At 61.2% G+C, this 25,940-nt stretch carries 23 protein-coding genes; 12 read left to right on the forward strand and 11 right to left on the reverse strand.

All coding sequences use genetic code 11. From position 1 onward, the window contains the following. The first annotated feature begins 8 nt into the window (after positions 1-8). Genes tssL through ETW24_RS21795 form a run of 4 tightly spaced genes read left to right on the forward strand, consistent with a single transcriptional unit; the run spans position 9 to position 6,404 of the window. Positions 9-1,433: a type VI secretion system protein TssL, long form gene (tssL, locus tag ETW24_RS21780; protein WP_129373188.1), complete on the forward strand. Its 1,425-nt coding sequence runs from the start codon at positions 9-11 to the stop codon at positions 1,431-1,433. Next, positions 1,430-5,002 (forward strand): type VI secretion system membrane subunit TssM, encoded by a 3,573-nt coding sequence (gene tssM, locus ETW24_RS21785; protein WP_129373189.1) that lies wholly within the window; start codon positions 1,430-1,432, stop codon positions 5,000-5,002. Before tssL ends, tssM begins: the two co-directional genes overlap by 4 nt. Continuing rightward, positions 5,002-5,682 carry a type VI secretion system-associated protein TagF gene (tagF, locus tag ETW24_RS21790; RefSeq protein ID WP_129373190.1) on the forward strand — a complete coding sequence of 227 codons (681 nt, stop codon included), beginning with the start codon at positions 5,002-5,004 and terminating at the stop codon, positions 5,680-5,682. The genes tssM and tagF overlap by 1 nt, the downstream gene beginning before the upstream one ends. Beyond that, complete coding sequence (locus tag ETW24_RS21795; RefSeq protein ID WP_129373191.1) at positions 5,682-6,404, forward strand: PP2C family protein-serine/threonine phosphatase; 723 nt, start codon at positions 5,682-5,684, stop codon at positions 6,402-6,404. Before tagF ends, ETW24_RS21795 begins: the two co-directional genes overlap by 1 nt. An 83-nt stretch (positions 6,405-6,487) precedes the next feature. Here the strand turns inward: ETW24_RS21795 and ETW24_RS21800 are convergent, their stop codons facing one another. Together ETW24_RS21800 and ETW24_RS21805 are read right to left on the reverse strand one after the other, a co-directional pair. After that, entirely contained in the window at positions 6,488-8,656 is a 2,169-nt protein-coding gene (locus ETW24_RS21800; protein WP_129373192.1) for a serine/threonine protein kinase, read from the reverse strand. Between the two features lie 44 nt (positions 8,657-8,700). Then, complete coding sequence (locus ETW24_RS21805) at positions 8,701-9,276, reverse strand: OmpA family protein (protein ID WP_129373193.1); 576 nt, start codon at positions 9,274-9,276, stop codon at positions 8,701-8,703. Between the two features lie 181 nt (positions 9,277-9,457). Here ETW24_RS21805 and ETW24_RS21810 point away from each other — a divergent pair, with 181 nt between their 5' ends. Then, a complete protein-coding gene (locus tag ETW24_RS21810) occupies positions 9,458-10,300 on the forward strand; it encodes a M15 family metallopeptidase (protein WP_129373194.1) in 843 nt (280 codons plus the stop codon). 22 nt (positions 10,301-10,322) lie between these two features. Here the strand turns inward: ETW24_RS21810 and ETW24_RS21815 are convergent, their stop codons facing one another. The 8 genes from ETW24_RS21815 to ETW24_RS21850 form a co-directional block, all read right to left on the reverse strand. Next, on the reverse strand, positions 10,323-11,822 hold the full coding sequence (locus ETW24_RS21815) for a caspase family protein (RefSeq protein ID WP_129373195.1): 1,500 nt from the start codon (positions 11,820-11,822) through the stop codon (positions 10,323-10,325). Positions 11,823-11,950: 128 nt separating this feature from the next. Next, positions 11,951-12,277, reverse strand: coding sequence for a hypothetical protein (locus ETW24_RS21820; protein WP_129373196.1), 327 nt, complete (start codon positions 12,275-12,277; stop codon positions 11,951-11,953). Between the two features lie 2 nt (positions 12,278-12,279). Beyond that, positions 12,280-12,666, reverse strand: coding sequence for a response regulator (locus ETW24_RS21825; protein WP_027260150.1), 387 nt, complete (start codon positions 12,664-12,666; stop codon positions 12,280-12,282). A 34-nt stretch (positions 12,667-12,700) separates the two neighbouring features. Then, positions 12,701-13,564, reverse strand: coding sequence for a CheR family methyltransferase (locus ETW24_RS21830; RefSeq protein ID WP_129373197.1), 864 nt, complete (start codon positions 13,562-13,564; stop codon positions 12,701-12,703). After that, the gene (locus ETW24_RS21835; RefSeq protein ID WP_129373198.1) at positions 13,561-14,043 is read right to left on the reverse strand and encodes a chemotaxis protein CheW; all 483 of its coding nucleotides are present in this window, start codon (positions 14,041-14,043) and stop codon (positions 13,561-13,563) included. Before ETW24_RS21835 ends, ETW24_RS21830 begins: the two co-directional genes overlap by 4 nt. After that, the gene (locus tag ETW24_RS21840; protein WP_129373199.1) at positions 14,033-16,201 is read right to left on the reverse strand and encodes a chemotaxis protein CheA; all 2,169 of its coding nucleotides are present in this window, start codon (positions 16,199-16,201) and stop codon (positions 14,033-14,035) included. Before ETW24_RS21840 ends, ETW24_RS21835 begins: the two co-directional genes overlap by 11 nt. A gap of 1 nt (position 16,202) precedes the next feature. After that, positions 16,203-16,577 carry a response regulator gene (locus tag ETW24_RS21845; RefSeq protein WP_027260146.1) on the reverse strand — a complete coding sequence of 125 codons (375 nt, stop codon included), beginning with the start codon at positions 16,575-16,577 and terminating at the stop codon, positions 16,203-16,205. Further along, positions 16,574-16,861: an STAS domain-containing protein gene (locus tag ETW24_RS21850; RefSeq protein WP_129373200.1), complete on the reverse strand. Its 288-nt coding sequence runs from the start codon at positions 16,859-16,861 to the stop codon at positions 16,574-16,576. The genes ETW24_RS21845 and ETW24_RS21850 overlap by 4 nt, the downstream gene beginning before the upstream one ends. Positions 16,862-17,273: 412 nt before the next feature. Here ETW24_RS21850 and ETW24_RS21855 point away from each other — a divergent pair, with 412 nt between their 5' ends. The 7 genes from ETW24_RS21855 (at position 17,274) to ETW24_RS21885 (ending at position 24,957) form a co-directional block, all read left to right on the forward strand. Beyond that, the gene (locus ETW24_RS21855; RefSeq protein ID WP_129373201.1) at positions 17,274-19,631 is read left to right on the forward strand and encodes a methyl-accepting chemotaxis protein; all 2,358 of its coding nucleotides are present in this window, start codon (positions 17,274-17,276) and stop codon (positions 19,629-19,631) included. Between the two features lie 165 nt (positions 19,632-19,796). Further along, entirely contained in the window at positions 19,797-20,741 is a 945-nt protein-coding gene (locus tag ETW24_RS21860) for a CheB methylesterase domain-containing protein (RefSeq protein ID WP_164982804.1), read from the forward strand. 26 nt (positions 20,742-20,767) lie between these two features. Next, the gene (locus tag ETW24_RS21865; RefSeq protein WP_027260142.1) at positions 20,768-21,331 is read left to right on the forward strand and encodes a chemotaxis protein CheD; all 564 of its coding nucleotides are present in this window, start codon (positions 20,768-20,770) and stop codon (positions 21,329-21,331) included. 182 nt (positions 21,332-21,513) lie between these two features. Next, on the forward strand, positions 21,514-22,218 hold the full coding sequence (gene modA / locus ETW24_RS21870; RefSeq protein WP_254695766.1) for a molybdate ABC transporter substrate-binding protein: 705 nt from the start codon (positions 21,514-21,516) through the stop codon (positions 22,216-22,218). A gap of 44 nt (positions 22,219-22,262) precedes the next feature. Further along, positions 22,263-22,919 (forward strand): molybdate ABC transporter permease subunit, encoded by a 657-nt coding sequence (gene modB / locus ETW24_RS21875; protein ID WP_254695777.1) that lies wholly within the window; start codon positions 22,263-22,265, stop codon positions 22,917-22,919. Then, positions 22,919-24,004 carry a molybdenum ABC transporter ATP-binding protein gene (gene modC, locus ETW24_RS21880; protein WP_129373205.1) on the forward strand — a complete coding sequence of 362 codons (1,086 nt, stop codon included), beginning with the start codon at positions 22,919-22,921 and terminating at the stop codon, positions 24,002-24,004. Before modB ends, modC begins: the two co-directional genes overlap by 1 nt. A 122-nt stretch (positions 24,005-24,126) precedes the next feature. Beyond that, on the forward strand, positions 24,127-24,957 hold the full coding sequence (locus tag ETW24_RS21885; protein ID WP_129373206.1) for a bifunctional allantoicase/(S)-ureidoglycine aminohydrolase: 831 nt from the start codon (positions 24,127-24,129) through the stop codon (positions 24,955-24,957). A 52-nt stretch (positions 24,958-25,009) separates the two neighbouring features. Here ETW24_RS21885 and bhcR read toward each other — a convergent pair whose 3' ends face one another. Next, on the reverse strand, positions 25,010-25,843 hold the full coding sequence (bhcR, locus tag ETW24_RS21890; RefSeq protein WP_129373207.1) for an HTH-type transcriptional regulator BhcR: 834 nt from the start codon (positions 25,841-25,843) through the stop codon (positions 25,010-25,012). Positions 25,844-25,940: the final 97 nt, after the last annotated feature.

A 25,940-nucleotide genomic window follows, 5' to 3' on the forward strand; every position in this document is an offset into this window, starting at 1 on the left:
ATGCTGAGATGGCTGATTATGACGATCCCTTTGCCGAACCGGGGGATACCGACAAGACGGTGATCAAGCCGAACCCTGGCGGACGGCGGACGGCCACGCCGGTACAGCAGCCGGAGACACCGCAGGTCCAGCCCGGAGCGGAACAGCCGGCTGAGCCGGGGCTGGATGCCTATGGCGTGCCGCAGGCAGCGGCCCCCAGACAGCAGGCTGCCGCGGGCGGGGCGAAGGCGCCGAAAATGGCGCTGACGGGAATGAACCAGCTGACGGCCTGTGCCTCGACCCTGTTTGCGCTGATCAGCCGGATCCGCAACCGGGCCCAGCACATGGACCCGGATGGCTTGCGCAAGAATGTGGTGGCCGAGGTGCGCGCGTTCGAGAACCGCGCGCTGCAGGCTGGCATTGCCGCCCAGACGGTGAAAATTGCGCGCTATGCGCTGTGCGCGACGCTGGATGACGTGGTGCTGAACACGCCCTGGGGCGGGCAATCCGCCTGGGGGTTGCAGTCGATGGTGGCCACATTCCACCGCGAGGTGGTGGGCGGCGACCGGTTCTATGACTTGCTGGCACGGCTGGAGAAAGAGCCGGGCGGCAATATCGACATGCTCGAATTCCTGTACATGTGCCTGTCGCTGGGATTTGAGGGCCGTTTGCGGGTGGAGCAGGGCGGTTCCGAGAAACATCTGCAGATCCGCGGCGCATTGGCCCGGATCATCCGCAACCAGCGCGGACCCGTAGAGCGCGATCTGTCGCCGCATTGGGAAGGGCTGGTCAAACCGTTCAAGGCACTGTCGGTCTGGCGGCTGGTGTGGATCACCCTGGCAGCCACCTGCGCGCTGCTGGCGCTGCAGTTTATGGGCCTTAGCTGGATGCTGTCGAACCAGACCGAGAATGTGGTCGGGCAGCTGACGATTGTCGATTCCGGCCCCAAGGCAGAGCTGGAACGGCGTGCGCCGCCACCGCCGCCGCCGCCGCCTGCACCAACAACCGAAGAACAGATCGCCAAGGTCTCGGGCTTCCTGGAACCTGAGATCAAGGAAGGCATCGTGCAGGTCTTCCAAAAGGGCAACACGCTGATTATCCGGCTGGCCGGGTCCGGCATGTTCGGCTCGGGCTCGGACCAGCTCAGCCAGAAATTCCGGTCCTCGGTGAACCGGGTGGCTGAATCGCTGAATGACGAAAAGGGCAAGATTATCGTGGCGGGCCATTCCGACAATATTCCTATCCGCTCCTCCCGCTTCCCATCCAACATGGCGCTGTCGCTGGCGCGGGCGAAATCGGTGATGGCAGGCATGGCCAAGGTGATGACCGACCCGGACCGGCTGTCGGCCGAGGGCCGCGCCGACAAGGAACCGATTGCAGACAACAGCACCCGCGCAGGGCGTGCCAAGAACCGCAGGATCGAAATCCTGCTGGTTCAGGAGGTTGAAGGATGATCCGCCGTTATATCTTTCCGCTGTTCCGGTCGATCTATACCATCCTGCTGATCCTGGCAGCGGTGCTGTCGGCCTGTGTGTGGTATTTCACCCCTTTCATCGGCAGCGAGGACTGGCGCCCGTTTGACAGTGTGACGTCGCGGCTGATCACCATCGGGGTGATCTTCCTTTTGTACTTCATCATCATCGGCATCATCTTCTGGCGGCGCCGCCGCAAGGACAAGGAGATGACCGAGGAGATCGCCGAAGCGGTGGATACCTCGGAAGACGATGTGCTGTCCGAGGAAATCGGCGAACTGCGCGGCAAGTTCAAGGACGCAATGAAGGAGCTGCGCAAGTCAAAGGGCGGCCGCCGGCATCTGAACGATCTGCCCTGGTACATCATGATCGGCCCGCCGGGTGCTGGCAAAACCACGGCGATTGTCAATTCCGGCCTGCAATTCCCGCTCGCTGAAAAGCTGGGCAAGGCCGCGATTGGCGGCGTTGGCGGCACCCGCAACTGCGACTGGTGGTTCACCAATGAGGCGGTGCTGATCGACACGGCGGGACGTTACACCACCCAGGAAAGCGACGCCGAGGCGGATAACGCCGCCTGGCTGGGTTTCCTGGGGCTGATGAAGAAGTACCGCAAGCGGCAGCCGATCAACGGTGCGATCATCGCGATCTCGCTGTCGGACCTGTCGTTGCAGGACGAGATCACCCAGAAAAGCCATGCTGCTGCCGTGCGCCGCCGTCTGGCGGAGCTGCGCGAGAAGCTGGGCGTGCGTTTTCCGGTCTATGTGTTGTTCACCAAGGCCGACCTGATTGCCGGTTTTCAGGAGTTTCACGACTCTCTGGGCAAAGAGGACCGCGAACAGGTCTGGGGTTTCACCCTGCCGCTGCCCAAGGGCAAAAAGGACGCCGCGCCGATTGCCGGGTTTGACGAGGAGTTCGGGCTGCTGCTGGGACAGGTCAATGCGCAGCTCTTGGAAAAGATGCAGACCGAGACCGACCACCAGCGCCGCGCCCTGATTGCCGGCTTCCCGGCGCAGGTGGCCTCGATGCGCGGTGTGGCACGCGAGTTTCTGACCGAGGTGTTTCAGGACAACCGTTATGAACAGCGTCAGATGCTGCGCGGGGTCTATTTCACCTCCGGCACCCAGGAAGGCACGCCGATCGACCGGCTGATGCTGGGCATGGCGCAGACTTTTGGCATCGGGCGGCAGGCGATTGGCACCGGTCAGGGCACCGGGCGGTCTTTCTTCCTGACCCGGCTGTTTGAAAGTCTGATGTTCCCTGAGGCGGGGCTGGTGTCGGCGGATGACAAGGTCGAACGCCGCTACCGCTGGACCCGCCGGATTGCGATCACTGCGACAGTGCTGGTGGCCGTTGCTATGGGTGCGCTTTGGGTGCGGTCCTATCTGAGGAACACCGATCTGATTGCCGAGGCTGAGGGTCAGGTTGCCGCCTATCAGGCAGCAGCGGCGCAGTTGCCGCCCAGCCCGGTCGGCGATACCGATCTGGTGCCGGTGGCCGCCGCGCTGAACAATCTGCGCGACATGCCGGGCAATCCGGTGCTGTCTGATCCGGAACCCGATGGCGCCATGACCTATGGCCTGTATCAGGGCGAGGTGATCGGCACCCAGGCCGCACAGACCTACCGCGCGGCGCTGAACCAGCGGTTGCTGCCGCGGCTGCTGGTGCGGCTGGAGCAGCAGATCGAGGGAAATATCAACAATCCCGACACGCTGTATGAAGCGCTGAAAATCTATCTGATGCTGGGCCTGCAGGGGCCGATGAACCAGGACCTGATCAAGGAGTGGATGCGGCTGGATTGGGAGCGGATCGCCTATCCCGGCATCGCCCGCAACCAGCTGCGTGCCGACCTGATGGATCATCTGACCGCGCTTTTGTCGCAGCCGATGGAGGAGATTGCCCTTAATGGCCCGCTGATTGCCCAGGCGCAGAACATCCTGTCGGAAATGCCGCTGGCGCAGCGGGTGTACAACGGCATTTTGAATTCGAAGAAGGCCACGGCGCTGGCGAAATGGCGGATCACGGATGTTGGCGGCCCGTCGGTCATGCGGGTGCTGGTGCGCAGTTCCGGCAAACCCTTGAACGAGGGAATCGAAGGCGTCTTCACCTATGACGGCTTCCACAACGTATTCCTGCCGGAGGCGGTCAGTGTCGCCGAGAGGGTCCACCGCGAAGCCTGGGTGCTGGGCGAGCAAAGTGATGCCGCCCAGAACGAGGCAGTGCTGCTGAAGCTCAGCCGGGACGTTTTGGACCTGTACTACAACGACTATATCAGCCGCTATGACCAGATCCTGGGGGATATCGACATTATCCCGCTGGAGTCGCTGTCCCACGCCGTTGAGGTCACGAATGTTCTGTCGGGGCCAACCTCGCCCATCGTCAACATCCTGACCGACGTCAGTGCCGAGACCCGGTTGAACGAGGACAAATCTATTCTGGACGCGGGCACTCTTGCTGCGGGTGCCCAGAACGTGGCCGCGATTGAGGCGCGCTCCAATCTGTCGATCCAGGGCCAGATCCTGCTGGAGGCGCTGGTCGGCTCTGCTGAAAATGCGCCCGGACAGGCCGCCAAGCCGCCGGGCGCCTATGTGCAGGAACGGTTTGAATGGCTGTACAATCTGGTGAACCGGCCCGAAGGCCAGCCCTCGCAGCTGGATGATCTGATGGGCCAGCTGCAGCAGGTCTATCAGGAGCTGAACAAGATGTCCTTCTCGGGCGTGGCCACGGGCGGGCAAAGCGGCCAGGCATTGCTGCAGTTCCAGCAGACCGCCAGCCGGATGGGCGGGCCGCTGCCCCGCTGGGCAACGCAGATTTCCGCGGGGTCTTCGGGGATCACCTCGGAGGGCACCCGTGCGTCGATCAATGCGCGCTGGCAATCGGCGGTGCTGCCGTTCTGCGAGCAGGCGCTGGGGAACCGCTATCCGTTCAACCGCTCGGCCCGCGCTGATGTGGCAATGGCGGATTTTGCCAAACTGTTTGCACCCGGCGGGATGATTGATGGCTTCTTTAACGATCAGCTGTTGAAATACGTCGATACCCGCAGCCGTCCCTGGACCTGGAAGCGGGTGAATGACGTGGATCTGGGCATCAGCCCGGCGGTGCTGCAGCAGATGCAATATGCCGCCGAGATCAAGGAGGCGTTTTTTGCCGGCGGTGCTCAGCCTGCGGTGCAGTTTCAGATCACCGTCAACGCGCTGGACCCCAAGGCGAAGGAGGTTGTGCTGGAGATCGATGGTTCCAAAGTGGCCTATAACCACCGGTCCGGTGCGCCGACGCCTGTGGCTGTGACTTGGCCGGGGTCGGTGGGGCTGGCGCGGATCACCCTTTTGCCCAAGAAACGCGACGCCGAGAACGTGATGTCGCGCGATGGGCCTTGGGCCTGGTTCCGGCTGCTGGATGCGGCAGAGGTGCGGCGCACCAATGTCTCGGATCGGCGGCGGGTGAATTTCCGCGTTGGCGGGCGGCTAGCACTGTTCGAACTGCAATCCGGATCTGTCATCAACCCATTTGCCTTGCCGGCAATGGCAAAATTCAGCTGCCCGAAGTCGATGTAATGGCGGGGTTCGGTGCATTCGGTAAGATGCCTTCAGCCGGGGATTTTTTCCGGCTGAATACACCGGGCGGATTTGTGCGGGTTTGGGATGCCTGGCTGCAGCAGGTTATGCTGGACGGGCGGGAGATTTATGGCCCGGGTTTTGATGCCCACTACATGACCGCTCCGATCTGGCGGTTTACCCTGCCTGCCGGACAGGCCGGAGCGCAAAGGGTGATCGGGGTGCTGATGCCGTCGGTTGACCGGGTAGGCCGGCGGTTTCCGCTGACGCTGATGGCGGCGCTGCCAGGGAATGGTCCGGCCGCCGTGCCCTGCTTTGGCGAGGATGCGCTGTTTGAACGGCTGGAAGATGTGGCGCTGGATGCATTGGAGGATACGATGACCAAGGACAGCCTGGCGGAAGCGCTTGCGGGTATTCCAATGCCGGACATACGATCGGCGGATCCGCTGCCGGCTGCAGGCCCGGGTCTTGTTTTGGCCGGTGCCCAGGGGCCGGAAGTACTGCCAAGTGCCTTGGCGGGTGCCGCACTGGAAGGGAGGCTGACCGGCTGCAGTCTGTGGACGGCGATGCTGGATGGCGTGCCGCGGAGGCTGGCCTGTGCGGATCTGCCGCAAGGCGGCACCGCACTGGGGCTTTTTGACCTAAAGGCACCGGTTTGGGCGGATGCGGAGGGGCTGTGATGAACCAATTGCGCAAATACCGTTACACCGCGCAAACCCATGTGGGTCTTAAGCGCAAGGTCAACGAGGATGCGGTTCTGGCGCTGCCGGAGCATGATATCTGGCTCGTGGCAGACGGAATGGGGGGGCACGACGCAGGGGATTATGCCAGCCGGCTGATCGCCGATGCTGCGGCCATGATCCCGCTGGGTCTGGATCCTGCGGCGCGGATGCATGCGCTGCGCGAGGCGATACAGAACGCGCACAAGGCGATCCGGACCGAGGCGGAAGCCCGTGGCGGCGGCACAATCGGATCGACAGTTGCGGCGCTGGTGATGGCCAATCAGCATTTTGCCGGGCTATGGGCCGGCGACAGCCGGATCTACCGGCTGCGGGACGGGCATATCGAAATGCTGACCGAGGATCACTCGGCTGTGGCAGAATTTGTGCTGGCTGGAAAAATGACATGGGACGAGGCGGAACAGCACCCGCAATCCAACGCGATCACCCGTGCTGTTGGTGTTGGGGAAGAGCTGGAGATCGACAAAATCCGCGGTGATACGGAACCTGGCGACCGCTTCCTGATCTGCTCGGACGGGCTGACAAAATATGCCACCTTCCAGATCCTGCAGGATGCGCTGACCGGCACACCGCTGGAGACCGTCGGCGATCAGCTGATCCAGATCGCGCTGAATGGCGGTGGTGCGGACAATATTACCGCCGTGGTGATTGACGTCCTGTGACGCCGCCGTTTCCTGACGAAGGAAACGGAACAAACCACGTGTGTTTTCCGAGCTGGAATTGCCAAAAAACTCCGGCCCGCTGATCAGGGTTTTGCAGTCACCAGAATACGGCTGTCCAGCGAGCGGATGCGGCTGGAATCCGCCTCGTAGCTGGCCTGCAAGGCTTCGGCAAACCCTACTGCGCTTTCGGACGTCGGGCGCATGCCGTCAAACAGCGGTTCCGCGGAGTGCAGGACCACCACTTTGCTTTTCCCAAGGGTGCTGTCGTCAACCTTGAAGGCAATGCCGCCGTTGGTGGCGGATTCTTCCAGGCTATAGGCAACCCGCACGGGAACTGTGCCCGAGGCACCGTCCCGCAGGCTGGCAACAGCATTGTCTTCGCGCGAGATATTGGGCAGCAAATGGAATACATTGCCTGAAACATCCAGGATCGACACGGTCAGGTAACCTTCGGTCACATCATCCGGCAGCAGGATATCGATGACCGGGTTTTCACCGACAAAGAAACGGCCTGATGGATTGGGCTCAACGCTTGATCCGCCAACGGCGAACTTCACTTCGGCGCCGCCGGACGGGGCTTTGGGCAGATGCTGTTCGACAACACATAGCGCGTTGTTCAGCACCTCAACATCCAGCACCACCTGGCGTTCATGCGCCAGCGCGCGCAGCGCATCGAACAGTTCCAGCCGGGTGGCGGTGCTGGCGACGCGGCCGCTGATCAGCACCGGGTCGCTGGGCGCGTAACCGTCGTAATGGCCATTGCCGTCCCGCAGCAGCGGTCCGCAATCGGCAAAAGCCTCCATCACTGCCTTGACCTCGGCCACCGGCAGCATCGGCAGTTCAAACCGGATCTCGGCCTTGCCTTCCAGGGCGCCGGGCAGGCCGTTGCGGAACAGCTCGTTCAGCATTTCGGCCACGTTGGTGTCGTCGGTGGAGCCGGTGAGCCGCGCCTTGTTGTTGCTGACCACCAGGCGCCATTCGCGCAAACCCTTAAGCGGTTCAACCGTGTTGAGCACATCGGCGCCCCAGGTGTCGGATATCGCGCCGGAGGCCAGAGTCAGATCGGCATCCTGGGACAGCGCCAAAAGGGCGTCCCGTGCTGCTTCGCTTGGCACGTTGCCAACGATCTGGACCGGACCATCGGGGGCTTTTTCGGCGATGAAAGAATAGGGGCGGGCCACTGGATAGGAGGGCTGGAAAACACTGTCGAGCATGCCGCTGAAATAGGCGCCGGCCCCGCCGCCGCCGAGCAGAAGCAAAACCGCCAAAGCCGCCCAAAGACCGCCGCGGCCGCCCTTTGTCTCCTCTGCCTTACCTTGAACCGGCTTGGCCGAGGATCGTGGCGGCGGGGCGGGTTTGCTGGTCTGCGGCACGATAATGGTGGCGTCTTCAGCCGGGCCATCCAGGATATCCCCCAGGCTGCCGCCATCGGGATCATCCAGAAAGGCCAGAACTTCACCTGCACTCTGGAACCGCGCGTTCGGATCCGGGGCGCACATCCGCTCGATCAGGGTCTTGAAAGGTTCGGGCAAGCCTTCTGTGTCGAGTGGTTTTTGCTTGTTTTCAACTACTTCCATCGGATTGGCGCCGAGTTTCGGCGCCGCGCCGCGGTAGTTGGCCAACAGCAGTGCACCCAGCGAATAGATGTCCGAGCGGGCGTCGGTGTTTCCGCTCATCTGCTCCGGTGCGGCATAGGAGTATTTGCCGGCAAACTCATTTCCGACAATGGTTTGGGCGCCCGGATTGGTGTCCTTGGCGATGCCGAAATCGATGATCACCGCCTCGGCCGGGTCACCGCCGCGCAGGATGATGTTGTCCGGGCTAAGATCGCGGTGGACGATGTTCCGGATATGCGCCGCCTGCAGGCCCTGGGCCACGCGGCGGCAAATCACCAGCAGGTCCTCAGCCTCCATCGGTCCCTGCTTCAGGCGCTTGTCGAGACCGGGGCCTTCGACATAATCCATCAGAAGATAGATATGGCCGTCCGGGGTGCGGTGATTTTCCGAATAGCGCACCACCGCAGCATGGCGGATTTCGCGGATATTCTCCTCGCGCGCCATCAGAACGGTAAAGTCCTCATTGGCGGCAAGTTCCTGTTTCAGCACCTTCAGGGCGACCAGGTTGCCGGAGATTTCCGAGCGTGCCTTATAGACATGAGACGTGCCGCCGCGACCCAGCAGGCCTTCAATCCTGTAGGTATTGTTCAGCAGGTCACCCGGCTGGAACAAGTCGCCAGGGCGCGATTCAAGCATGGAAGTCTCCCTGGCCCTTCATCCGGCGCGGGTCGGGGCCGTGATCAGCCCAGAGCCTGGAATTCAACACGGCGGTTTTCATCGGCGCGCGTATTGTTTTCGTTGTAAGGCGCGGTCTCACCCATGCCGATTGCTTTGAGCATTTCTTCGCCCACACCGCAGGAGCTGATCAGGTGACGCCGGACTTCCTGCGCCCGCAGCAGCGACAGCCGTTCATTATAGGCGGCGGACCCCGAGCTGTCAGTATGGCCGATGATCTGGAACACTGTGCCATCAAGCGCCTTCATCGAGGCGCACATATTGGCCAGTTTCGGGGCCTGATCGGCACGCAGCGCAGCGCTGTCGAAGTCAAAGGAGATCTGTACATTGATCTGAGTTTGCCGGTCGACCGGATTGTACTCCTCGGCCGCGGCGGCCACGGTTGCGGTTTCTTCCGCAGGATCTTCGGCGGCAGCCGTGCTGCTTGGCACGATAACCAGGCCGCGCGTCTTCTGCTTCTTGAAGGCTTCGGTGATTTCCTCGACTGACAATTCGCCGCCATTCGACTGCGCCTGAGCCAGCGGGGCAAAAATCAGGCCCGCACCCAGAACACTTGCAAAAATTCCTTTAAGGCGGATCATGCCCGGCGCCCTCCCCTGCCAATTCAACATGGCTGCAGTCTATACCAGCACCTGCGGCCTGCCAATGGCACGCAGAGTGAAGCGCGGGAAAAAAACACGGTGTTTCCGGCAAGTTGTAATCAGGGGGTTTACTGCCGCGCGGCGACGGATTGAAATGGGCGCAATTGATCCGGGAGGGAAAATGCGGGTTTTGCCAGCAGTGATAATCGCCATTGGCCTTGTGCTGGCTCCGGCGGTTTGGTTCGGGCTCAGCTGGCTGCTGAGTGAAGAAGACTTCCAAGGGGCGGGCGGTGTTGATTCGACCGCGCGGATCGAGATTGAGATGCTGCGCCAGCAGGTCGAGGATCTGCAATCGCGGATGACCGATCTGCAAAGCGAGGTTGCCAGCCTGCCGGCCGGAGGGGTAGGCGGGGGAACCCCTTTTACCGATGACGCGGCAGGCGAGGCCGCAATCTGGAACCAGACAGGCGGCGCCGATCTGGATTACGCACAGGTGGTTCTGATTGCCGACCGTTTGAATGTGAACCGCGGGCTGCGGGTCACAGGCGGCAAGTATCTGACGGAAAAACTGGGCCGTCCGCGGGAGGATTTGAACGATACCTGCCAACCGATGACCAATGCGAACCTCAAGGAAAAGCTGGTGACCGAACAGGTCGGGCCGATCCGGGTCAGCATGCTGCGCCCGGCGATCGAAAGCCTGAAGGTGGTGTTTGAAAACATCCGCCAGGCGGATCCGGATCTCTATGCCCGCATCAATACGGCCGGCGCGCTGTGTGTGCGCCGGATCCGCGGCACCGCAAATTCACTGTCGACCCACAGCTATGGCCTGGCCGTTGATCTGAACATTGATGGCAAACTGGATAATTTCACCGACGGCAAGACCCAGCTGGGCCTGACCATCATGGCGGATTTCTTTTATGATCAGGGCTGGGTCTGGGGCGCCGGATTCCGGCGCGAAGACAGCATGCACTTTGAGATCAGCCGCCGCCAGCTGGATGCGTGGATCGCGGATGGTCAGCTGTGATGTTGTTTCGCAAATCCGCCCGTCAGCCTTCCAACCCGTAAGCCTGCCGGATTCCCCGTTGGGTTCCTGGCCCGAAATTGCCATCAATGGCACCGGCATAAAAGTTGTTCTCCTTCAGTTTCAACTGAAGAGAGCGCCGGGTTTGCGGAGTGAACATATTGGGCCGCTCGCTCAGCAGGTTGAGCACATCAGAACTGCCGCTGCGCAGAGCTGCATAAAGATAATGCGCTGAATCTTCCGGACCTTTCGACGGGATCAGACCGTCATCTATCAAGGCAGCGAAATTAAACTGGGCCTGCGGGTGACGCAGATCCGCAGCGCGTTCAAAAAAGGTCAGGGCTTTTTTCGGATTGGCAGGCAATCCCAGCCCGCCTTGGTAGTGCAAGAAGCCAAGGTCGTTGATCGCATCCGCAAAATCCTGTGCAGCAGCAGCCTGGTACAATTCCAACGCCTTGGCGGGGTCCGTTGCGACACCTGTGCCGCGTTCATAAAGCTTGGCCAGTTCGAACTGCGCTTCGGGAGAGCCGGCATCGGAGGCACGCTGCAGGAAGCCGACCGCCGCGGCGGGATCAAACCGGCCTTCATTGGGGTTGAGCCGGATATAGGCCAGGCCCAGCATCGAACGGGTGTCGCCAAGATCCGCCAGCGCCAGCAGTTGCTCTTCCTGGTCGGGTTTCAGCGCCGCCCAGGCCTCGGAGGCATCTGCTACCGTGACCGGAGCATCATTTTTGCCCGGGCCGGCAAGATAGAAAGGCACGCCGGTCAGTGAGCCATAAGTATGCGGTTCCTGCAGATTAGCAGTGTTTTCCATCACCCGGTCGCGCACTTGGCGGAACATCAGGCTGATCTCCAGCCCCGGCTGCACCATTTTTTCTATCAGCGCAGTGGCATAGGGCGAATTGCTGCCGGAGCCGTCCAACGCCACCTGGCCGTCCTTGGCGGCAAAGGCCACCAGGGTGCCCCGGTCCGGATCGGCTGCTGCCATGCCGCCGCCGCCGCGGGTTGCGGCATTTGTTTCGGCAGCTTCACTGCTGCTTTGTTCCAGCGTGATGGAATCGCCCAGCGGGTTGTCGCGGCAGCTGTCGAGGATCACGATCCGCATCTTGCGGGCCCGGTCCACTGCCCCCAGCAGTTGTTTCAGCGACAAGGACTGGCGCTGCACATCGCGGTTGCTGGCCACCTGGGCATCAGCCGGGATCAGAAAATTCTCGCCCTGCACTTCGATCCCGTGGCCGGCGAAATAGACCAGAGCCAGATCGGCCACTTCGGAACGGAAAGTGAAATCCTCCAGCAGCTGCACCATATCCGACGTGCCGGGATCCAATGCGAGGCTGACGTCAAAACCGATCCCTTCCAGCGTGTCCGCCATTGCCACGGCATCGTTGCGGGTGTTCTCCAGCGGCGGCAGGTACTGATAGTCCGCCACGCCGATAACCAGAGCAATGCGGTCGCTTGCGGCCTGCGCACCCGTTGCAACAAGCAAGCAGGCTGTGAAAATCAGAGGCTTGATGAGAAGTGACATGCGAATACCCGGGCTGGCAGTTTCAGCTATGTCCCAATGTAGTCCGCTGCGGCAGCAAAGAAAAAGGAAATTCGCCGCCGCTGAAGGTGAAAAACGGCCCCGCCCGGGTCGGGCGGAGCTGCTTGATTTCAGGTGCTTGCCATGCTGCCTGCGGCGCGCAGCCGCTCGCGCAGCTTTTCCAGGGTGACCCCGGCAGCTGCGGCCGGCAGATCGGCAGGCCCGGATTCATCAACTTGCGCCTGCACGCGCTTGTAGAAACCGGAGAGCCCGGACAGAGTCTGGATCACCAGATCGAAGTCCTGCAACGAGCGCAGCTCCTGGCTGGTCGGGGCGGTGCCGCGTTCCAGCACGTCCAGGACAACGTCTTCCAACGCTTGCATCTGGCTGCGCAACTGCTCCATCTCCCAGGCCGACGCGGCGCATAATTCGCCTAGGGCTTTGTCGGGGCGTTCCATGATTATAGCCGCCCGACAACCTGTTCGATGGCCTGTTTCATCGTGGCCACCGTGAACGGCTTGCGGACTATGTTGTTCAGGCCCAGCTGTTTGCCCATCTGGATCATCTCCGGGGTTGGTTTGCCGGTTACCAGAATGAATCCAACCCGCTGGGTTACCTGATGGCCTCGCACTGCCTGCAACAGCCCCAGCCCGTCCATGCCCGGCATGTTGTAGTCCGACAGCACCAGATGAACTGGTGTTTGGGTCAGTTTCTGAAAGGCGGATTGGCCGGCGTTCTCGACCATATAGTTCTTGATGCCGATCTCATCCAGGCTTTGTGTGATGATCCCCCGGCTTGTCGACATGTCGTCAACGACCATAACGCGGAGAGAGTCTTTCAAGCTCATTTTTTCTTTCCTTCTGCTCTGCTTGCAGCCGCGGTCAGGTTTTCCTGCCTGCGGATGAGTTGACATAAGTGGTGATCCCGGCCGTCTTCAGTTGCTGCGCCGCCGGGCCTGACATGCGCTCGGAATGACCGATGAAGAGATAACCGCCCGGGTTCAGGGCTTGTTGAAAAGCGCTCCAGACCTTCTGCTGGGTCGGGTTGTCGAAATAGATCGCAACGTTCCGGCAGAAAATCGCATCGAACCTGCCGCGGAACGGGAAGGGTTCGATCAGGTTCAGCACCCCGAAAGTGATCAGCTTGCGCAGGCTTTCGGGAAAGCGTCCGTCGGGATCGCGTTTGGGCACCAGTTTGCTGTATTTTGTATCAATCTGGGCCAGCTCGTCCTCGGGGTACTTCGCCGTCTGGGCATGCTGCACCACCACCGGATCGATATCCGTGCCCAGGATTTTGAAATCCAGCTGCGCTGCTTCGGGACAGATATCCAACACTGTCATGGCAATCGAATAGGGCTCCTGCCCGTTCGAGCAGCCCGCCGACCACAGCCGCACCCGGCCGCCGCGGCGCGCCTGTTCGATCAGCGGCGGCAACACGTCGTTGCGCAGCGTTTCGAAATGGTGCGGCTCCCGGAAGAAATGGGTCACATTGGTGGTCAGCAGCGACAGCAGCCCGCTGCGTTCCTGGTCGGCATTCGGGCCGTCCAGGCTGGCAAGGTAGTCCTTGAACTTGGTGATGTTGCGCTGGCGCAGCTTGCGGGCCAGGCGTGAAGACACCAGGGGCTTTTTGCTGGCCGCCATGGCCAGGCCGAAGTTTTTATGCGCGAACTGCGCAATGGCTTCGAATTCCTGGTCCGACAGCGAAAAGCTCTCTGTGCTGGGGGAGATGGAACCTGCTGCGCTCACGGCATCACCTGCTCCGGAGCCGAGATCACCGCATCGAGATTGATGATGCGGACCATGGTGTCATCATGCGAGATGATGCCCTGGATGTACTCCATCGTATTGCGGCTATCGACCGGCGGGGTGTCCTGGATGTCGTCCGGGTTGATCGAGATGATCTCGGAGACCGACTCGGCCAGAAGGCCAACCGGCTTGCCATGCACCGAAACGACGATGACGACATTGCGCTCGCTGGCTTCGGTTTGCTGCAGGCCGAAACGGGCGGACAGATCGTAGATCGGGATCACCGCACCGCGCAGGTTCATCACCCCCAGCACGTCGGCCGGAGCATGCGGCAGGATCGTCACCGGTGACCACCGTCTGATCTCGCGAATTTGGGTGATCTTCAGGCAGAAGGCCTGCCCGGCCACGGTGAAGCTCACAAACTCGCTGTGTTCAGCGTGTTTCACTTCCTGATCGGTATGCTTCGCTTCAGCTTGCATTGCTCATTCTCCGCTCGGTGTCAAAGGCGGCCGCTGTGGGCGAGGCCGCAATGATGCTTTCAGGGTCCAGGATCATGGCGATCTTGCCGTCTCCAAGGATGGTTGCTGCGGCAACGCCGGCGATTTCCCCGCAGACGCCGTCCAGGCTTTTGATCACCACCTGGCGCTGGTCGTGGATGTCATCCACTGCCAAGGCGCAGCGCTGGCCGGTTTCGGTTTCCACCAGCAGATAGACGCCGGCCTGCCGGTCGCTTTCGCGGTACAGCCCCAGGCTGCCGGCTACGTCGCAGATGGGCACGAAATTGCCGCGGATCGACAGCAGGGTGCCGTCGGCGCCGAGGCTGTTGATCATGTCATCGCTGCCGCGCATGGTCTCGACGATAGAAGTAATCGGCACCACCATGGTCTGGTCAGCGACCGACACCACCATGCCGTCCATCACCGCCAAGGTCAGCGGCAGGATGATAGTGAACGTTGACCCCTTGCCGGGCGTGGAGGAGATGTTGATGCGGCCGCCCAGGCCGGTCACCGCATTCTTCACCACATCCATACCGACACCGCGGCCGGAGAGGTTTGACACCTCCTTGGCGGTGGAGAAACCAGGCGCGAACAGGAGATTGTCGATCTCGCCGTCAGTCAGCTCGGCATTTTCCGGGATCAGGCCCTTCTCAATAGCGATCTGTTTGACCCGCGGGCGGTTCACACCGGCCCCGTCATCCTTGATTTCAATGCAAACACTTCCAGAACGATGGGAAGCCGACAATCGGATTTCACCAACCTTGGATTTCCCGGCGGCTTCCCGGTCCTCGGGTTTTTCGACCCCGTGGTCCACCGCATTGCGCAGAATATGCGTCAGCGGGTCGGACAGCCGTTCGATCACCGTCTTATCGACCTCGGTGTTTTCGCCCTCATTCACGAGTTTACAGGTTTTACCTGTCGCAGCCGAAGCTTCCCGGACGATCCGCGCCATGCGCTGGAACAGCGGTTTCACCGGCTGAGCACGGATTGCCATGACACCTTCCTGGATGTCGCGCGCGAGGTTTTTGAAACCTTCGAGCTCTGTTTCAACGTCCCGTGTATCAGAGACATCGAGGTTGGCGATTTGCTGCGCCAGCATCGAATGGTTGATGATAAGCTCCCCGACAGCGTTGATCAGCCGGTCCACCCGCTCGAGTTCGACGCGGAGCGTGGGCTTGGGACCGCCGCGCTGCTCCTGCTTGCCGCTCTCGGCTTTCGGGGCCGATGCCTTTTCTTCGGCAGGTGCCGGCTTGGCTTCGGGTTCAGGTGCGGGGACCGGCGGTTCAAAAGGGACTGCGGGTGCCCCCCCTTCTGCTGTATCCGCTGCGGGCGGAGCATCAGGTGCGCTGAACATAGCGTCCAGGGCAGCCAGTGCATTGGCTTCCGCTTCCGCGTCGCCTTCGCCATCGATCGACAATTCGCAGAGACCTTCGACAAATTCGAAGACTGCCTCGACAATCGACCGGGAGTCCTTGGTCACCAAAGTGATGTCCCAGGCCAGGTAGCTTTCGCTCATATCCATCGTGTCAAAGCCGGGCAGCTCGTTTTCGTCAAGCTTCACAGTCAGATCGCCCATGTCCTTAAGCGCCTGGAACAGGAAGAACGGCTCATTGCCGGTACCGTACATTTCCTTCAGCGGCTGGAACCGGATCCGGTAGGTTTCCTCCTGCGGCTCTGCCGGTGCTTCCGGCGCAATGCCAAGATCGGCCACCGGCGCCGGAGCGCCAAGCCCCATCGGCTCGAAGGTGAGGTCTTCCTCTTCTTCGGGGATGTATTCATCCAGCGCTGCCAGCAGCGTATCATTATGCGCTTCGTCTATCTCGCCACCGTCCCGGGCGGCTTCGACCAGCGCCGACAGTTGATCACTGGAGCGCAGCAGCAGCTGGATCAGCTTCCCGTCCAGCTCCATCCGGCCGGCGCGCACCTCGTCAAACACGGTTTCAAACCGGTGGGCAAAGGCCACCAGGTCATCCAAGCCAAAGGCCCCGGCACCGCCTTTGATCGAGTGCACGGCGCGGAAGATTGCATTGACTGTCTCAGGGTCGTGATCGCCTCCTTCGATGGCGGTCAGCCCCTCATCCGTTGCTTCAAGGAGCTCTTCGCACTCCTCAAAGAAGGTATCCTGAATCGAACCCGACATCTTAGGCCGCAGCTCCTGTCACACGCTTGAGAGCGAAGATCAAAGAGGCATCGTCAAACGGCTTGGTGATCCAGCCGGTGGCGCCGGCGCCGCGGGCGCGGGATTTCAGTTCAGGCGCGCTTTCGGTGGTCAGCACCAGAATCGGCACCTTGGAATTTATTCCGGTGCCGCGCAGCTCCTCAATCACGCCGAAACCGTCGAGGTTAGGCATGTTGATGTCGGTGATCACAACGTCCGGATCCACATCCGGGTACATGTCAACACCTTCACGGCCATCGACCGCGCAGTGGTATTCAAATCCGGCCTCTTCCAGGGTCGCGGCCAGAAGATTCCGGATAGTGCGGGAATCGTCGATTGCCAGAACTTTGGTTTTCATGCTGTTTCCTCGTCTTCAAAACGGTTGGGCTCCAGCCCCAGAAGCGTCAGGGACTTGCGGCAGGGTTCGGTTATATTGGTGACTGAGAAGCCCACCCCCTCGGACCGCCACTGCTGCTCTGCACCAAGCAGGAGCTGCAGACAGCGCGAGGGCATCAAGGCAACGCCGCGGCAGTCAACCTCGACTGCTTTGGAGCGTGCCCCTTGAAGAAAGGCGATCAGCGAATCCAGCTCCGCGAATGCGTTGGGCAGATCCAAAATGTGTTTTTGCGTTTCCGTAGTCATTGTCGGCGATTCGCACCCCCGTTGTCGGCGATCAGTTCGAGTTCGATGATGCAATTGATATGCGGCGGGCCTTAACATTTGATTGCCGGCTCGCCCGCGTGGAGGGGGATTCATAAGGAGTTCGCGTGCAATTCGGCCGCGGAAATCCCCTCAATTTTTATTCGTGCTTTCGGGGATGGGGAATCACCTGCCGGCCGCAATCATTGAAGGGTGCCATCTGCGCGCAGCCTGCGCGTGTATCTTTACCCGGCCTTTACAGAGTGACGCTTTTGTGCAGCAGAAATCAGCATCTTTTTGCGTTGCCGCAACAAGGATCCGCCCCTCCGTAAGCCGCAAATTAACATATGCGACGCATCCTGAGAAACATCATCTTTTGCGGGAGCCTAGACCGCAATGCTCTTAGGAGGACGGAATGAAAGCGCTAAAATCGCTCAAACTGGCACATAAATTGCCGCTGTTTATTGTTGGGTTCGGTGTGCTCGTGACGGCGATTCTCGTCACGATCAGCACGATCAGTTTCCAGAACAGTGCAGAAAAAAATGCCGAAGACCAATTCCGCTCCATGGTGGCGGACCGGAAGTATTCGGTACAGACACTGCTGGATGGGATCCATGCGGATGTGCAGACCCTGGCGGCCGTGCCGTCGACTGCAACCGCGATCGAATGGCTGACGATGACTTGGAACGATCTGGACGGAAATCCGGGGCAGGTTCTGCGTCAGGCCTATATTGACGACAACCCGAATCCGCTTGGTCAGAAGCATCTTCTGGCGCGTGCAAAGGGTGACTCGCCTTATCACATGCATCACGAAAGCTTTCACCCGGCGTATAAGACTTTGATCGAAAGCAAGGGCTACTATGATGCCTTTCTGATCAATCTGGCCGGCGACATCGTTTATTCGGTGTTCAAGGAAAGTGATTTCGGAACCAACATGATGACCGGCCCGTATAAAGACTCCGGCCTGGCAAAAGTATACAGCTCTGCCCTGGAAGGCAGCCGCGGCGAAGTGTTCTTTGCCGATTTGGAGCCCTATGCGCCTTCTGCCGGCGCAGCCGCGGCCTTTGCTGCGGCGCCAGTTGTGAACGACGCCAATCTGACGGTCGGCGTGCTTGCGGTGCAGATTCCGGTGGATTTGCTGGGGGCCATTGTCAACAATGAGCAAGGCTTGGGGCAGACCACCCAGATCTACCTGGCAGGCTCCGACATGAAAGCGCGGACCAGATCACGGTTTGAAGGCGGGTTTGAAGTGCTTTCTCAATTGCCTTCGACCGAGCAGGTGACAACAGCCTTTGATGGTGAATCCCATGTGAAGAAGGGTGTTCCCGGCCTGAACGGGCATCCGGTGCTCGCCTATTCCGAGCCGCTGCCGCTGGAGTTCGCAGATTGGGCTATCATAGCCGAACAGGACTGGGCCGAACTGATGGCCCCGGCGGTCAGAAAACGCAACATGCTGCTTCTCGCCTCGGTGATTTGCGCGGCTGGCATGTCCTTCTTCGGCTGGTTGTTCGCCCGTTCCATCACCCGGCCGATCGACCGGATCTGCAGCAATATGGAAGCCGTATCGTCCGGAAGTCTCGATACAGATATCGAAGCTGCAAACCGCAGCGATGAAATCGGCAAGATCGGCAAAACCCTTGTGTCAATGCAGGACGACCTGAAACTGGCCCGCGCCGCAGAAGAGGAACGCGCAGAAATGCAGCGGCAGCAGCAAGATGTTGTCGAAAGCCTGAGCGCCGGGCTGATGCAATTGGCCGAAGGCGACTTTTCCCAGCCGATCAAGAACGCGTTTCCGCAGGAATACGAGCAGCTGCGCGAGAACTACAACAGCACTGTCAGCAACCTCAGCTCTACCGTCCGGCAGGTGATTGAAGCCTCGGGAAGCATCCGTAATGGCGCGGCTGAGATCAGCCAGGCGTCGGACGACCTGTCGCACCGCACCGAAAGCCAGGCCGCCACGCTGGAAGAGACTGCTGCGGCTTTGGATGAGCTGACTGCGTCTGTTAAATCCGCCGCCGAAGGCGCCCGCAGCGTTGAAAGCACCATGGCCGAGGCCCGGACCGAAGCGGAGAACAACCGGGAAGTTGTGCAAAGCGCCGTGTCAGCGATGACCGAGATTGAGCAGTCCTCGAACCACATCTCGCAAATCATCTCGGTGATTGACGACATCGCCTTCCAAACCAACCTGCTGGCGCTGAACGCCGGGGTTGAGGCGGCGCGGGCCGGCGAGGCAGGCAAGGGCTTTGCCGTGGTCGCCAGCGAGGTGCGGGCGCTGGCGCAGCGGTCCTCGGATGCAGCGATGGAGATCAAGACGCTGATCGGCGACAGTTCCAAACAGGTGGATCGCGGCGTTGATCTGGTCGGCAAGGCCGGCGAGGCGCTGCAAAGCATCGTCGAGCAGGTCACCCATATCTCGCAGCTGGTCTCCGGCATTGCCGAAGGCGCGGCCGAACAATCGACCGGTCTGCATGAGATTAACACCGGTGTCACTCAGCTGGATCAGGTGACACAGCAGAATGCGGCGATGGTGGAAGAAGCCACAGCCGCCGGGCACATGCTGAATACGGATGCCGGCAAGCTGTCCGAACTGGTCGCCCATTTCCGGGTGGCGGGCGGCAGCGCAGCACCCGCTCCGGCCCGTGCCGCCGCTCCGGCGGCCAAGCCTGCGCCCTCGGCACATGGCGAGGCAGATTGGGAGATTGAGGCCAGCCCGGTGCCAGCCGCCGCGGCCGCCAGCGGCAATGCCGCGCGCGATCTCTGGCAGGACTTTTAAACACACACCGAAGGCGCCGCGGTTTTGGCTGCGGCGCCTTCACACATGTCAACCTGTGCCTGCAATTCTGAGGGCATTGCAAATTGACTGGGGATCCCATTGTCTTCGCGAAACTTATTGATCATTACCACTGACCGCAGCTTTGCCCGGAATTTGCAAAGCTATATGGAATCTGCCTATCCCGGCATGAAGGTTCTTTTGGCTAACAATCTGATGATGGCCTACAATCAAGCAGAGGCCGCACAACCGGTTTTTGCTTTTGTGGAAGACGGTTTTTCCAAACTGCCTGAATTCGAAATGATGATGGCGCTGTTTTCCGCCATGGATACCCGATGGGTGGCCGTCATGGACACTCAAGGCGCGACGCCGGCCAGAAAATCCTCGCCGCTGCTGGATGTCGGAGCGGGCATCTTCGAACTGACGAAAGCGGATCATCCCAGCCAGTTTGCCCAGTATTTCGACATGATGATCAATGCGCCGCGGCGCAGCGCCCGTGCGGCTCCGGGGGCTTCAGCTGCCCGGCCCTCTGCCCCAGCAGCTGCCAGCAAGAAGCTGATCCTGATCGGGTCTTCTACCGGCGGTGTCGAAGCTTTGCGCAGCATTCTGGTCGGCTTCCCCTTTGACTGCCCGCCGACGCTGATCGTGCAGCATACCGGCAAGAATTTCGGATCCGGCCTGGTGTCGCTTCTTGACCGGCTGTGCCCGGCGCGGGTGCGTGCTGCCGAAGACGGAACAACGCTGGAACCGGGCTATGTCTATGTTGCTGCAGGCCAACGCCGCCACATGGGTTTAAGCAGCCGTAAGCCGCTGCGCCTGCGAATGAAGGAAGGGCCTGATATTTCCGGACATACTCCGTCTGTTGACGCTCTGTTCACCTCTGCCGTGCCATATGGGAGGGAGGTTGTGGCCACCATCCTGACCGGCATGGGCCAGGATGGCGCCAGGGGGCTTTTGGAATTGCGCAAGGCCGGCGCGAAAACATTTGCCCAGGACGAAAAGTCTTCGGTTGTCTACGGGATGCCCAGGGTCGCCTGGGAGATCGGCGCCGCACAGCAGCAGGTGCCGCTGCCGCAGATGGCCAGCACATTGCTACAGGCGAGCAAAGCCTGAACGCACCACAGGAAGGAACCAAAACATTGACCACTGTTTTCGCCAACTCAAAGTCTGTAACGGTTCTGCAAGGGGAATACCGGGTGGCCACAGATCCGAAGATCGTGTTTTCAACGGTGCTCGGCTCATGTATCGCGGCCTGCATTTACGATCCGGAAAACGGAGTGGGCGGAATGAATCATTTTCTGCTCGCCAACGCCCGCCAGGGCGGCGCAGCCAATGCCCGTTACGGCATCCATGCGATGGAACTTCTGATCAACGGTGTTCTGAAGAAGGGGGCAATCCGTTCCAATCTGAAAGTCAAAGTGTTCGGCGGCGCCAAGATGTCCGCAAATCTGTCGGACATCGGCGCGGCCAATGCCGATTTTGTGCAGCGGTTCCTGCGGGATGAAGGCATCCCTTGCATATCTTCCAGTGTTGGCGGCACCTCGGCACGCCGGGTGCGGTTCCATGCGTGCTCCGGCGCAGCCCAGCAGACCCATGTGAAGGACGACCGCAAGCTAGGCGAATTGGAGCAGCGCGCCGCCGCACGGCCGGTTCCGGCCCCGGCTCCGGCTGGCGGAAGTGCAGGTGCGGTCGACCTTTTCTGACTTAGACTGCCGGCAAGGAACAGCTTGGGCATCCGAAATTTTCGTTTGCCCGTGCCTGCCTGCAGAGGTAGGTCCTAGGAGTGATGACAACAATCCAAGCTGCAGTTTTGGCATTCCTGGTTCGGCCCGAAGCCTGGCGGGGCCTTTTGGCTTCGGTTGCTTTGTTTTTGGGTTTGGCATCCATGGCGCAGGCACAGATCACGGTCTTTGCCGCAGCCAGCACCAAAACAGCACTGGATGAGGCCGCAGCAGCCTACATGGCTGAAACCGGCCGGTCCGCCGCTTTGTCTTACGCGGGCTCCCCGGCTTTGGCACGGCAGATCCAGCTTGGCGCCCCGGCGGATGTCTACATCTCAGCCAATCCCGGATGGATGGATGTGTTGCAGCAAGACGGGCTGATTGTTCCAGCCTCACGGTTGGATCTGCTGACAAACCGGCTGGTTCTTATAGCTCATGGAGAAGATGCCGCGCCGATGGACCTGGAAACCGCCGACATCGGTGCGCGGCTGGGAGAAAGCCGGCTTGCCATGGCGCTGGTCGATGCGGTTCCGGCCGGGATTTACGGCAAAGCCGCGCTGACCGCGTTGGGGCAATGGCCCTCTGTTGTGTCCAAAACGGCCCAGACTGCCAATGTGCGCGCGGCGCTGGCGCTGGTCGCATCGGGCGAAGCGCCAATGGGCGTGGTCTATGCCTCGGACGCAGCTGCAGGCAGCAATGTCACAGTAGTTGCGGAATTTCCCGAGGACAGCCATCCCCCGGTCATCTACCCCGCCGCGGCAATCTCAGGCGGCAATGCGGCTGAGGCCCAGGCGTTCTTAAACTATTTGCGCAGCCCGGCGGCCCGCGGCATCTTTCTGCGCCACGGATTCGGAGTGTCTGATCCGTGACCGCTGAGGCCGCATGGCTGGGTCCCGAGGAGTGGCAGGCCGTGATGCTGTCACTGCGGGTCTCGCTGTGGGCAACACTGGCCGCGCTGCCGCTGGCGGTGTTTGTTGCCTATGCGCTGGCGCGCTGGCAGTTTCCCGGCAAGCAGCTGGTGAACAGCCTGGTGCATCTGCCGCTGATCCTGCCACCGGTGGTGACCGGCTATCTGCTTTTGATGGTGTTTGGCACCAAAGGGCCAATCGGCGGCGCGTTGCAGCAGATTGGCATCGTCTTTGCTTTCCGCTGGACCGGTGCAGCGCTGGCCGCGGGTATTATGGCCTTTCCGCTGATGGTCCGGGCCATCCGCCTGTCGGTGGAGGCTGTGGACCCCAAGCTGGAGCAGGCCGCCGCCACACTGGGCGCATCCCGTCTGATGTGTTTTACCACTATCACGCTGCCGATGATCCTGCCCGGGCTGATCGCCGGTGCGGTGCTGGGCTTTGCCAAGGCTATGGGCGAGTTCGGCGCCACCATCACATTTGTCTCCAGCATCCCCGGGCAGACCCAGACGCTGCCCTCCGCGATCTATACGTTCCTGCAGGTGCCAGGCGGTGAGACCGCAGCATTGCGGCTGACGCTGGTGTCGATTGCTATCGCATTGACTGCGCTGCTGCTGTCAGAACTGCTGGCGCGCAGGGTTGCCGACCGGGCAGGGGGGCGCTGATGCTGACTGTCTCGATACGGCATGAGCTGCCGGGTTTCGGGCTGGATGTGCAATTCGAGGCGCCACCAGGTGTCACTGTGCTGTTCGGCCGCTCCGGAACCGGCAAGACAACAGTGATCCAGGCGGTGGCCGGCCTGTTGCGCCCGGATCAGGGGCGGGTGGCACTGGACAGGGAGGTGCTGTTTGATACCACACTGCGGCACTGGCTGCCGCCGCACAAGCGCCGCATGGGCTATGTGTTTCAGGAGGGCCGGCTGTTCCCGCATCTGACGGTGCGGCAGAACCTGGCGTTCGGGCAATGGTTCGCGCCGCGGCGTGCCAAGCGGGAGAGCCTGGACCGGGTTGTGGAGCTGCTGGGCATCGGCCCCCTGTTGCAGCGCCGTCCCGGGCTGCTGTCAGGCGGCGAGAAGCAGCGGGTTGCAATTGGCCGGGCGCTGCTGGCGGCGCCGCGGATGATCCTGGCGGATGAGCCGCTGTCAGCTTTGGATGAGGCGCGCAAGGCGGAAATCCTGCCTTATTTTGAGCGGTTGCGCGACGAGATCGGCATTCCGATGCTTTATGTCAGCCACTCTGCGGCGGAAGTGGCTCGGCTGGCTACCACGGTTGTGGTGCTGCAGGACGGCAAGGTGCAGCGGCAAGGAACGGCGGCGGAGGTGCTGGGCGACTCTGGCGTCATGCCCGCAGGGGTTCGGGCCGCCGGGGCGTTGCTGGAGGCACGTGTTACCAGTCATCACAACGACGGGCTGACAGAGCTCGACGCGGGCGGTGTACCGCTGTTCCTGCCGCAGATCGCAAAAGCTGTGGGCAGCGTGGTGCGGGTCAGGATCTCGGCGCATGAGGTGATCCTGTCACGCCTGCCTCCCGAAGGTCTCTCGGCGCTCAACATTCTGCCCGGCTCGATTGAGCATGTCCGCACTGGCGGCGGTCCGGGAGCCATGGTCTCGCTGCAAACGCCCGCCGGACGGGTGCTGGCCCGGGTCACCCGGCGTTCTGCCCAGGCCTTGGGGCTGGAGGCGGGAGTGGAGTGCTTTGCTGTGGTCAAGACCGTCTCCATCGCGCCGGAGGATATCGGCGGGGGCGGATAGGGCAGTCTGCGTCTTCAAAAATACCAAAACAATCCTTCAAGCATTCTTGATACGGAAATAAGTTCGGTTGCGTGGCGCTGGCAGTTATCAATGTGGCAGCAGTTCAGCAGGAAAGGCAGCCCATGACCAAACGATCCTATTACGCACCGGAAGGCGGGCTGCCGCCGCAGACCCAGCTGCTGACCGACCGCGCGATGTTCACCGACGCCTATGCGGTGATCCCCAAAGGCACGATGAGCGACATCGTGACAAGTCTGCTGCCGTTCTGGGACAAGGCCCGGTTCTGGGTCCTGTCACGGCCATTGTCCGGATTTGCCGAAACCTTTTCGCAGTATATCGCCGAGGTTCAGCCAGGCGGCGGCAGCGACCGGCCGGAAACAGAGGCCGGCGTGGAAGCGGTTCTGTTTGTGGTGCAGGGGGCGATGACCCTGACCATTGACGGCGCTGGACATGAAATGGGGGAAGGCGGCTATGCCTTCCTGCCGCCGCAGGCCAATTGGAGCTTGCGCAACAATGGCGATGCGCCGGTCCGGTTCCACTGGATCCGCAAGGCTTATCAGCCGGTTGCGGGGCTCGACGCGCCGGAAGCCTTTATCACCAGCGACAAACACGTCGATCCGACCCCGATGCCGGAGACCGAGGGGAAATGGGCGACAACGCGCTTTGTAGACCCGAACGACCTGCGCCACGACATGCATGTGACCATCGTCACCTTTGAACCCGGCGCAGTGATCCCCTTTGCCGAGACCCATGTGATGGAACACGGGCTGTATGTGCTGGAGGGCAAGGCGGTGTACCGGCTGAACCAGGATTGGGTCGAGGTCGAGGCCGGCGACTATATGTGGCTGCGTGCCTTCTGCCCGCAGGCCTGTTATGCGGGTGGCCCGGGCAAATTCCGCTATCTGCTGTACAAGGATGTGAACCGCCACATGCCGCTGGCGCCGCTGCGCTGAGCGGCGGGGGGAGCGCCCGGCCCTGATATGTGCCCGGGCGCTGCCCGGCTGTTCAGCCGGGCGGGGTTTTCACAGTTGCAGGCGCGCCCAATCCATATGAGAGTTTTTCTGCGGCGTCCTTTACCAGGGCGCCGATGCCGTTGATGCCGCCGTCCGGCATCCGCGCGGTTGGGCCGGAGATGGAGATCCCCGCCAGCACTTCACCCTGCATTCCAAATACTGGCGCCGCAACGCAGCGCATTCCCGGCGCCTTTTCCTCATCATCAAAAGACCAGCCTCGGGTGCGGATTTTCGTGAGGTCAGCGCGCAGGACATCCGCTGAGGTGAGCGTTTTCGCCGTGAACCTCTCCAGCGTCCGGCCGCGCAGAAAGCGGACCAGACGGTCCTCTCCGAAACAGCTGAGCAGCGCCTTGCCGATGCCGGAGGCGTGCATTGGGGAGGTCGTTCCCGGCGGGAAGAAAGCACGGATCGATTCATGCGTTTCCACCTGGCTCACAAACATCACATCGCCATTGCGTTCGATCCCGAGGTTAGAGGTCTCGCCAGTGGCCTCCATCAGCTCCCGCATCACCGGCCGTGCCCGTTCGATCACGCTGGAGCGGCGCAGGAAGGCGGAGCCGAGCCGGAACGCCATCGCACCGATGTGCCAGGTTTGCGACTGCGGCTCCATCTCGACAATCTGGCGCGCCTCCAGGGTTGCCAGCACCCGGTACATGGTGGCCGCCGACTGATCCAGCGCGGAAGAGAGTTCTGTCAGTGTCATGCCGTTGGCGCCGGCCAACGCGTCCAACACATCCAGCGCCCGGTCCAGCGACTGGATCGTGGCTGGCTGGCTGGCGGAATCAAAGCTTTTCGGGCGGCCTTTGCGGCGTGGTGGCTGAGGCATTTTCAGGTCTTCTTGGGCAATTCAAACAGCAGCTTATGGATAAAACTGAAAATCAGTTCTGTACAGTGAAAAAATACAACAAGTTGTTTTATATCAG

Origin of the sequence: Leisingera sp. NJS204, from assembly GCF_004123675.1 — a bacterium.
Taxonomy (GTDB): Bacteria; Pseudomonadota; Alphaproteobacteria; order Rhodobacterales; family Rhodobacteraceae; genus Leisingera.

Bases quoted from the DNA above. Each gene is read 5' to 3' on its own strand.
- tssL (WP_129373188.1), top strand. From the start codon at position 9: ATGGCTGATTATGACGATCCCTTTGCCGAACCGGGGGATACCGACAAG.
- tssM (WP_129373189.1), top strand. From the start codon at position 1,430: ATGATCCGCCGTTATATCTTTCCGCTGTTCCGGTCGATCTATACCATC.
- tagF (WP_129373190.1), top strand. From the start codon at position 5,002: ATGGCGGGGTTCGGTGCATTCGGTAAGATGCCTTCAGCCGGGGATTTT.
- ETW24_RS21795 (WP_129373191.1), top strand. From the start codon at position 5,682: ATGAACCAATTGCGCAAATACCGTTACACCGCGCAAACCCATGTGGGT.
- ETW24_RS21800 (WP_129373192.1), bottom strand. From the start codon at position 8,656: ATGCTTGAATCGCGCCCTGGCGACTTGTTCCAGCCGGGTGACCTGCTG.
- ETW24_RS21805 (WP_129373193.1), bottom strand. From the start codon at position 9,276: ATGATCCGCCTTAAAGGAATTTTTGCAAGTGTTCTGGGTGCGGGCCTG.
- ETW24_RS21810 (WP_129373194.1), top strand. From the start codon at position 9,458: ATGCGGGTTTTGCCAGCAGTGATAATCGCCATTGGCCTTGTGCTGGCT.
- ETW24_RS21815 (WP_129373195.1), bottom strand. From the start codon at position 11,822: ATGTCACTTCTCATCAAGCCTCTGATTTTCACAGCCTGCTTGCTTGTT.
- ETW24_RS21820 (WP_129373196.1), bottom strand. From the start codon at position 12,277: ATGGAACGCCCCGACAAAGCCCTAGGCGAATTATGCGCCGCGTCGGCC.
- ETW24_RS21825 (WP_027260150.1), bottom strand. From the start codon at position 12,666: ATGAGCTTGAAAGACTCTCTCCGCGTTATGGTCGTTGACGACATGTCG.
- ETW24_RS21835 (WP_129373198.1), bottom strand. From the start codon at position 14,043: ATGCAAGCTGAAGCGAAGCATACCGATCAGGAAGTGAAACACGCTGAA.
- ETW24_RS21840 (WP_129373199.1), bottom strand. From the start codon at position 16,201: ATGTCGGGTTCGATTCAGGATACCTTCTTTGAGGAGTGCGAAGAGCTC.
- ETW24_RS21845 (WP_027260146.1), bottom strand. From the start codon at position 16,577: ATGAAAACCAAAGTTCTGGCAATCGACGATTCCCGCACTATCCGGAAT.
- ETW24_RS21850 (WP_129373200.1), bottom strand. From the start codon at position 16,861: ATGACTACGGAAACGCAAAAACACATTTTGGATCTGCCCAACGCATTC.
- ETW24_RS21855 (WP_129373201.1), top strand. From the start codon at position 17,274: ATGAAAGCGCTAAAATCGCTCAAACTGGCACATAAATTGCCGCTGTTT.
- ETW24_RS21860 (WP_164982804.1), top strand. From the start codon at position 19,797: ATGGAATCTGCCTATCCCGGCATGAAGGTTCTTTTGGCTAACAATCTG.
- modA (WP_254695766.1), top strand. From the start codon at position 21,514: ATGGCGCAGGCACAGATCACGGTCTTTGCCGCAGCCAGCACCAAAACA.
- modB (WP_254695777.1), top strand. From the start codon at position 22,263: ATGCTGTCACTGCGGGTCTCGCTGTGGGCAACACTGGCCGCGCTGCCG.
- modC (WP_129373205.1), top strand. From the start codon at position 22,919: ATGCTGACTGTCTCGATACGGCATGAGCTGCCGGGTTTCGGGCTGGAT.
- ETW24_RS21885 (WP_129373206.1), top strand. From the start codon at position 24,127: ATGACCAAACGATCCTATTACGCACCGGAAGGCGGGCTGCCGCCGCAG.
- bhcR (WP_129373207.1), bottom strand. From the start codon at position 25,843: ATGCCTCAGCCACCACGCCGCAAAGGCCGCCCGAAAAGCTTTGATTCC.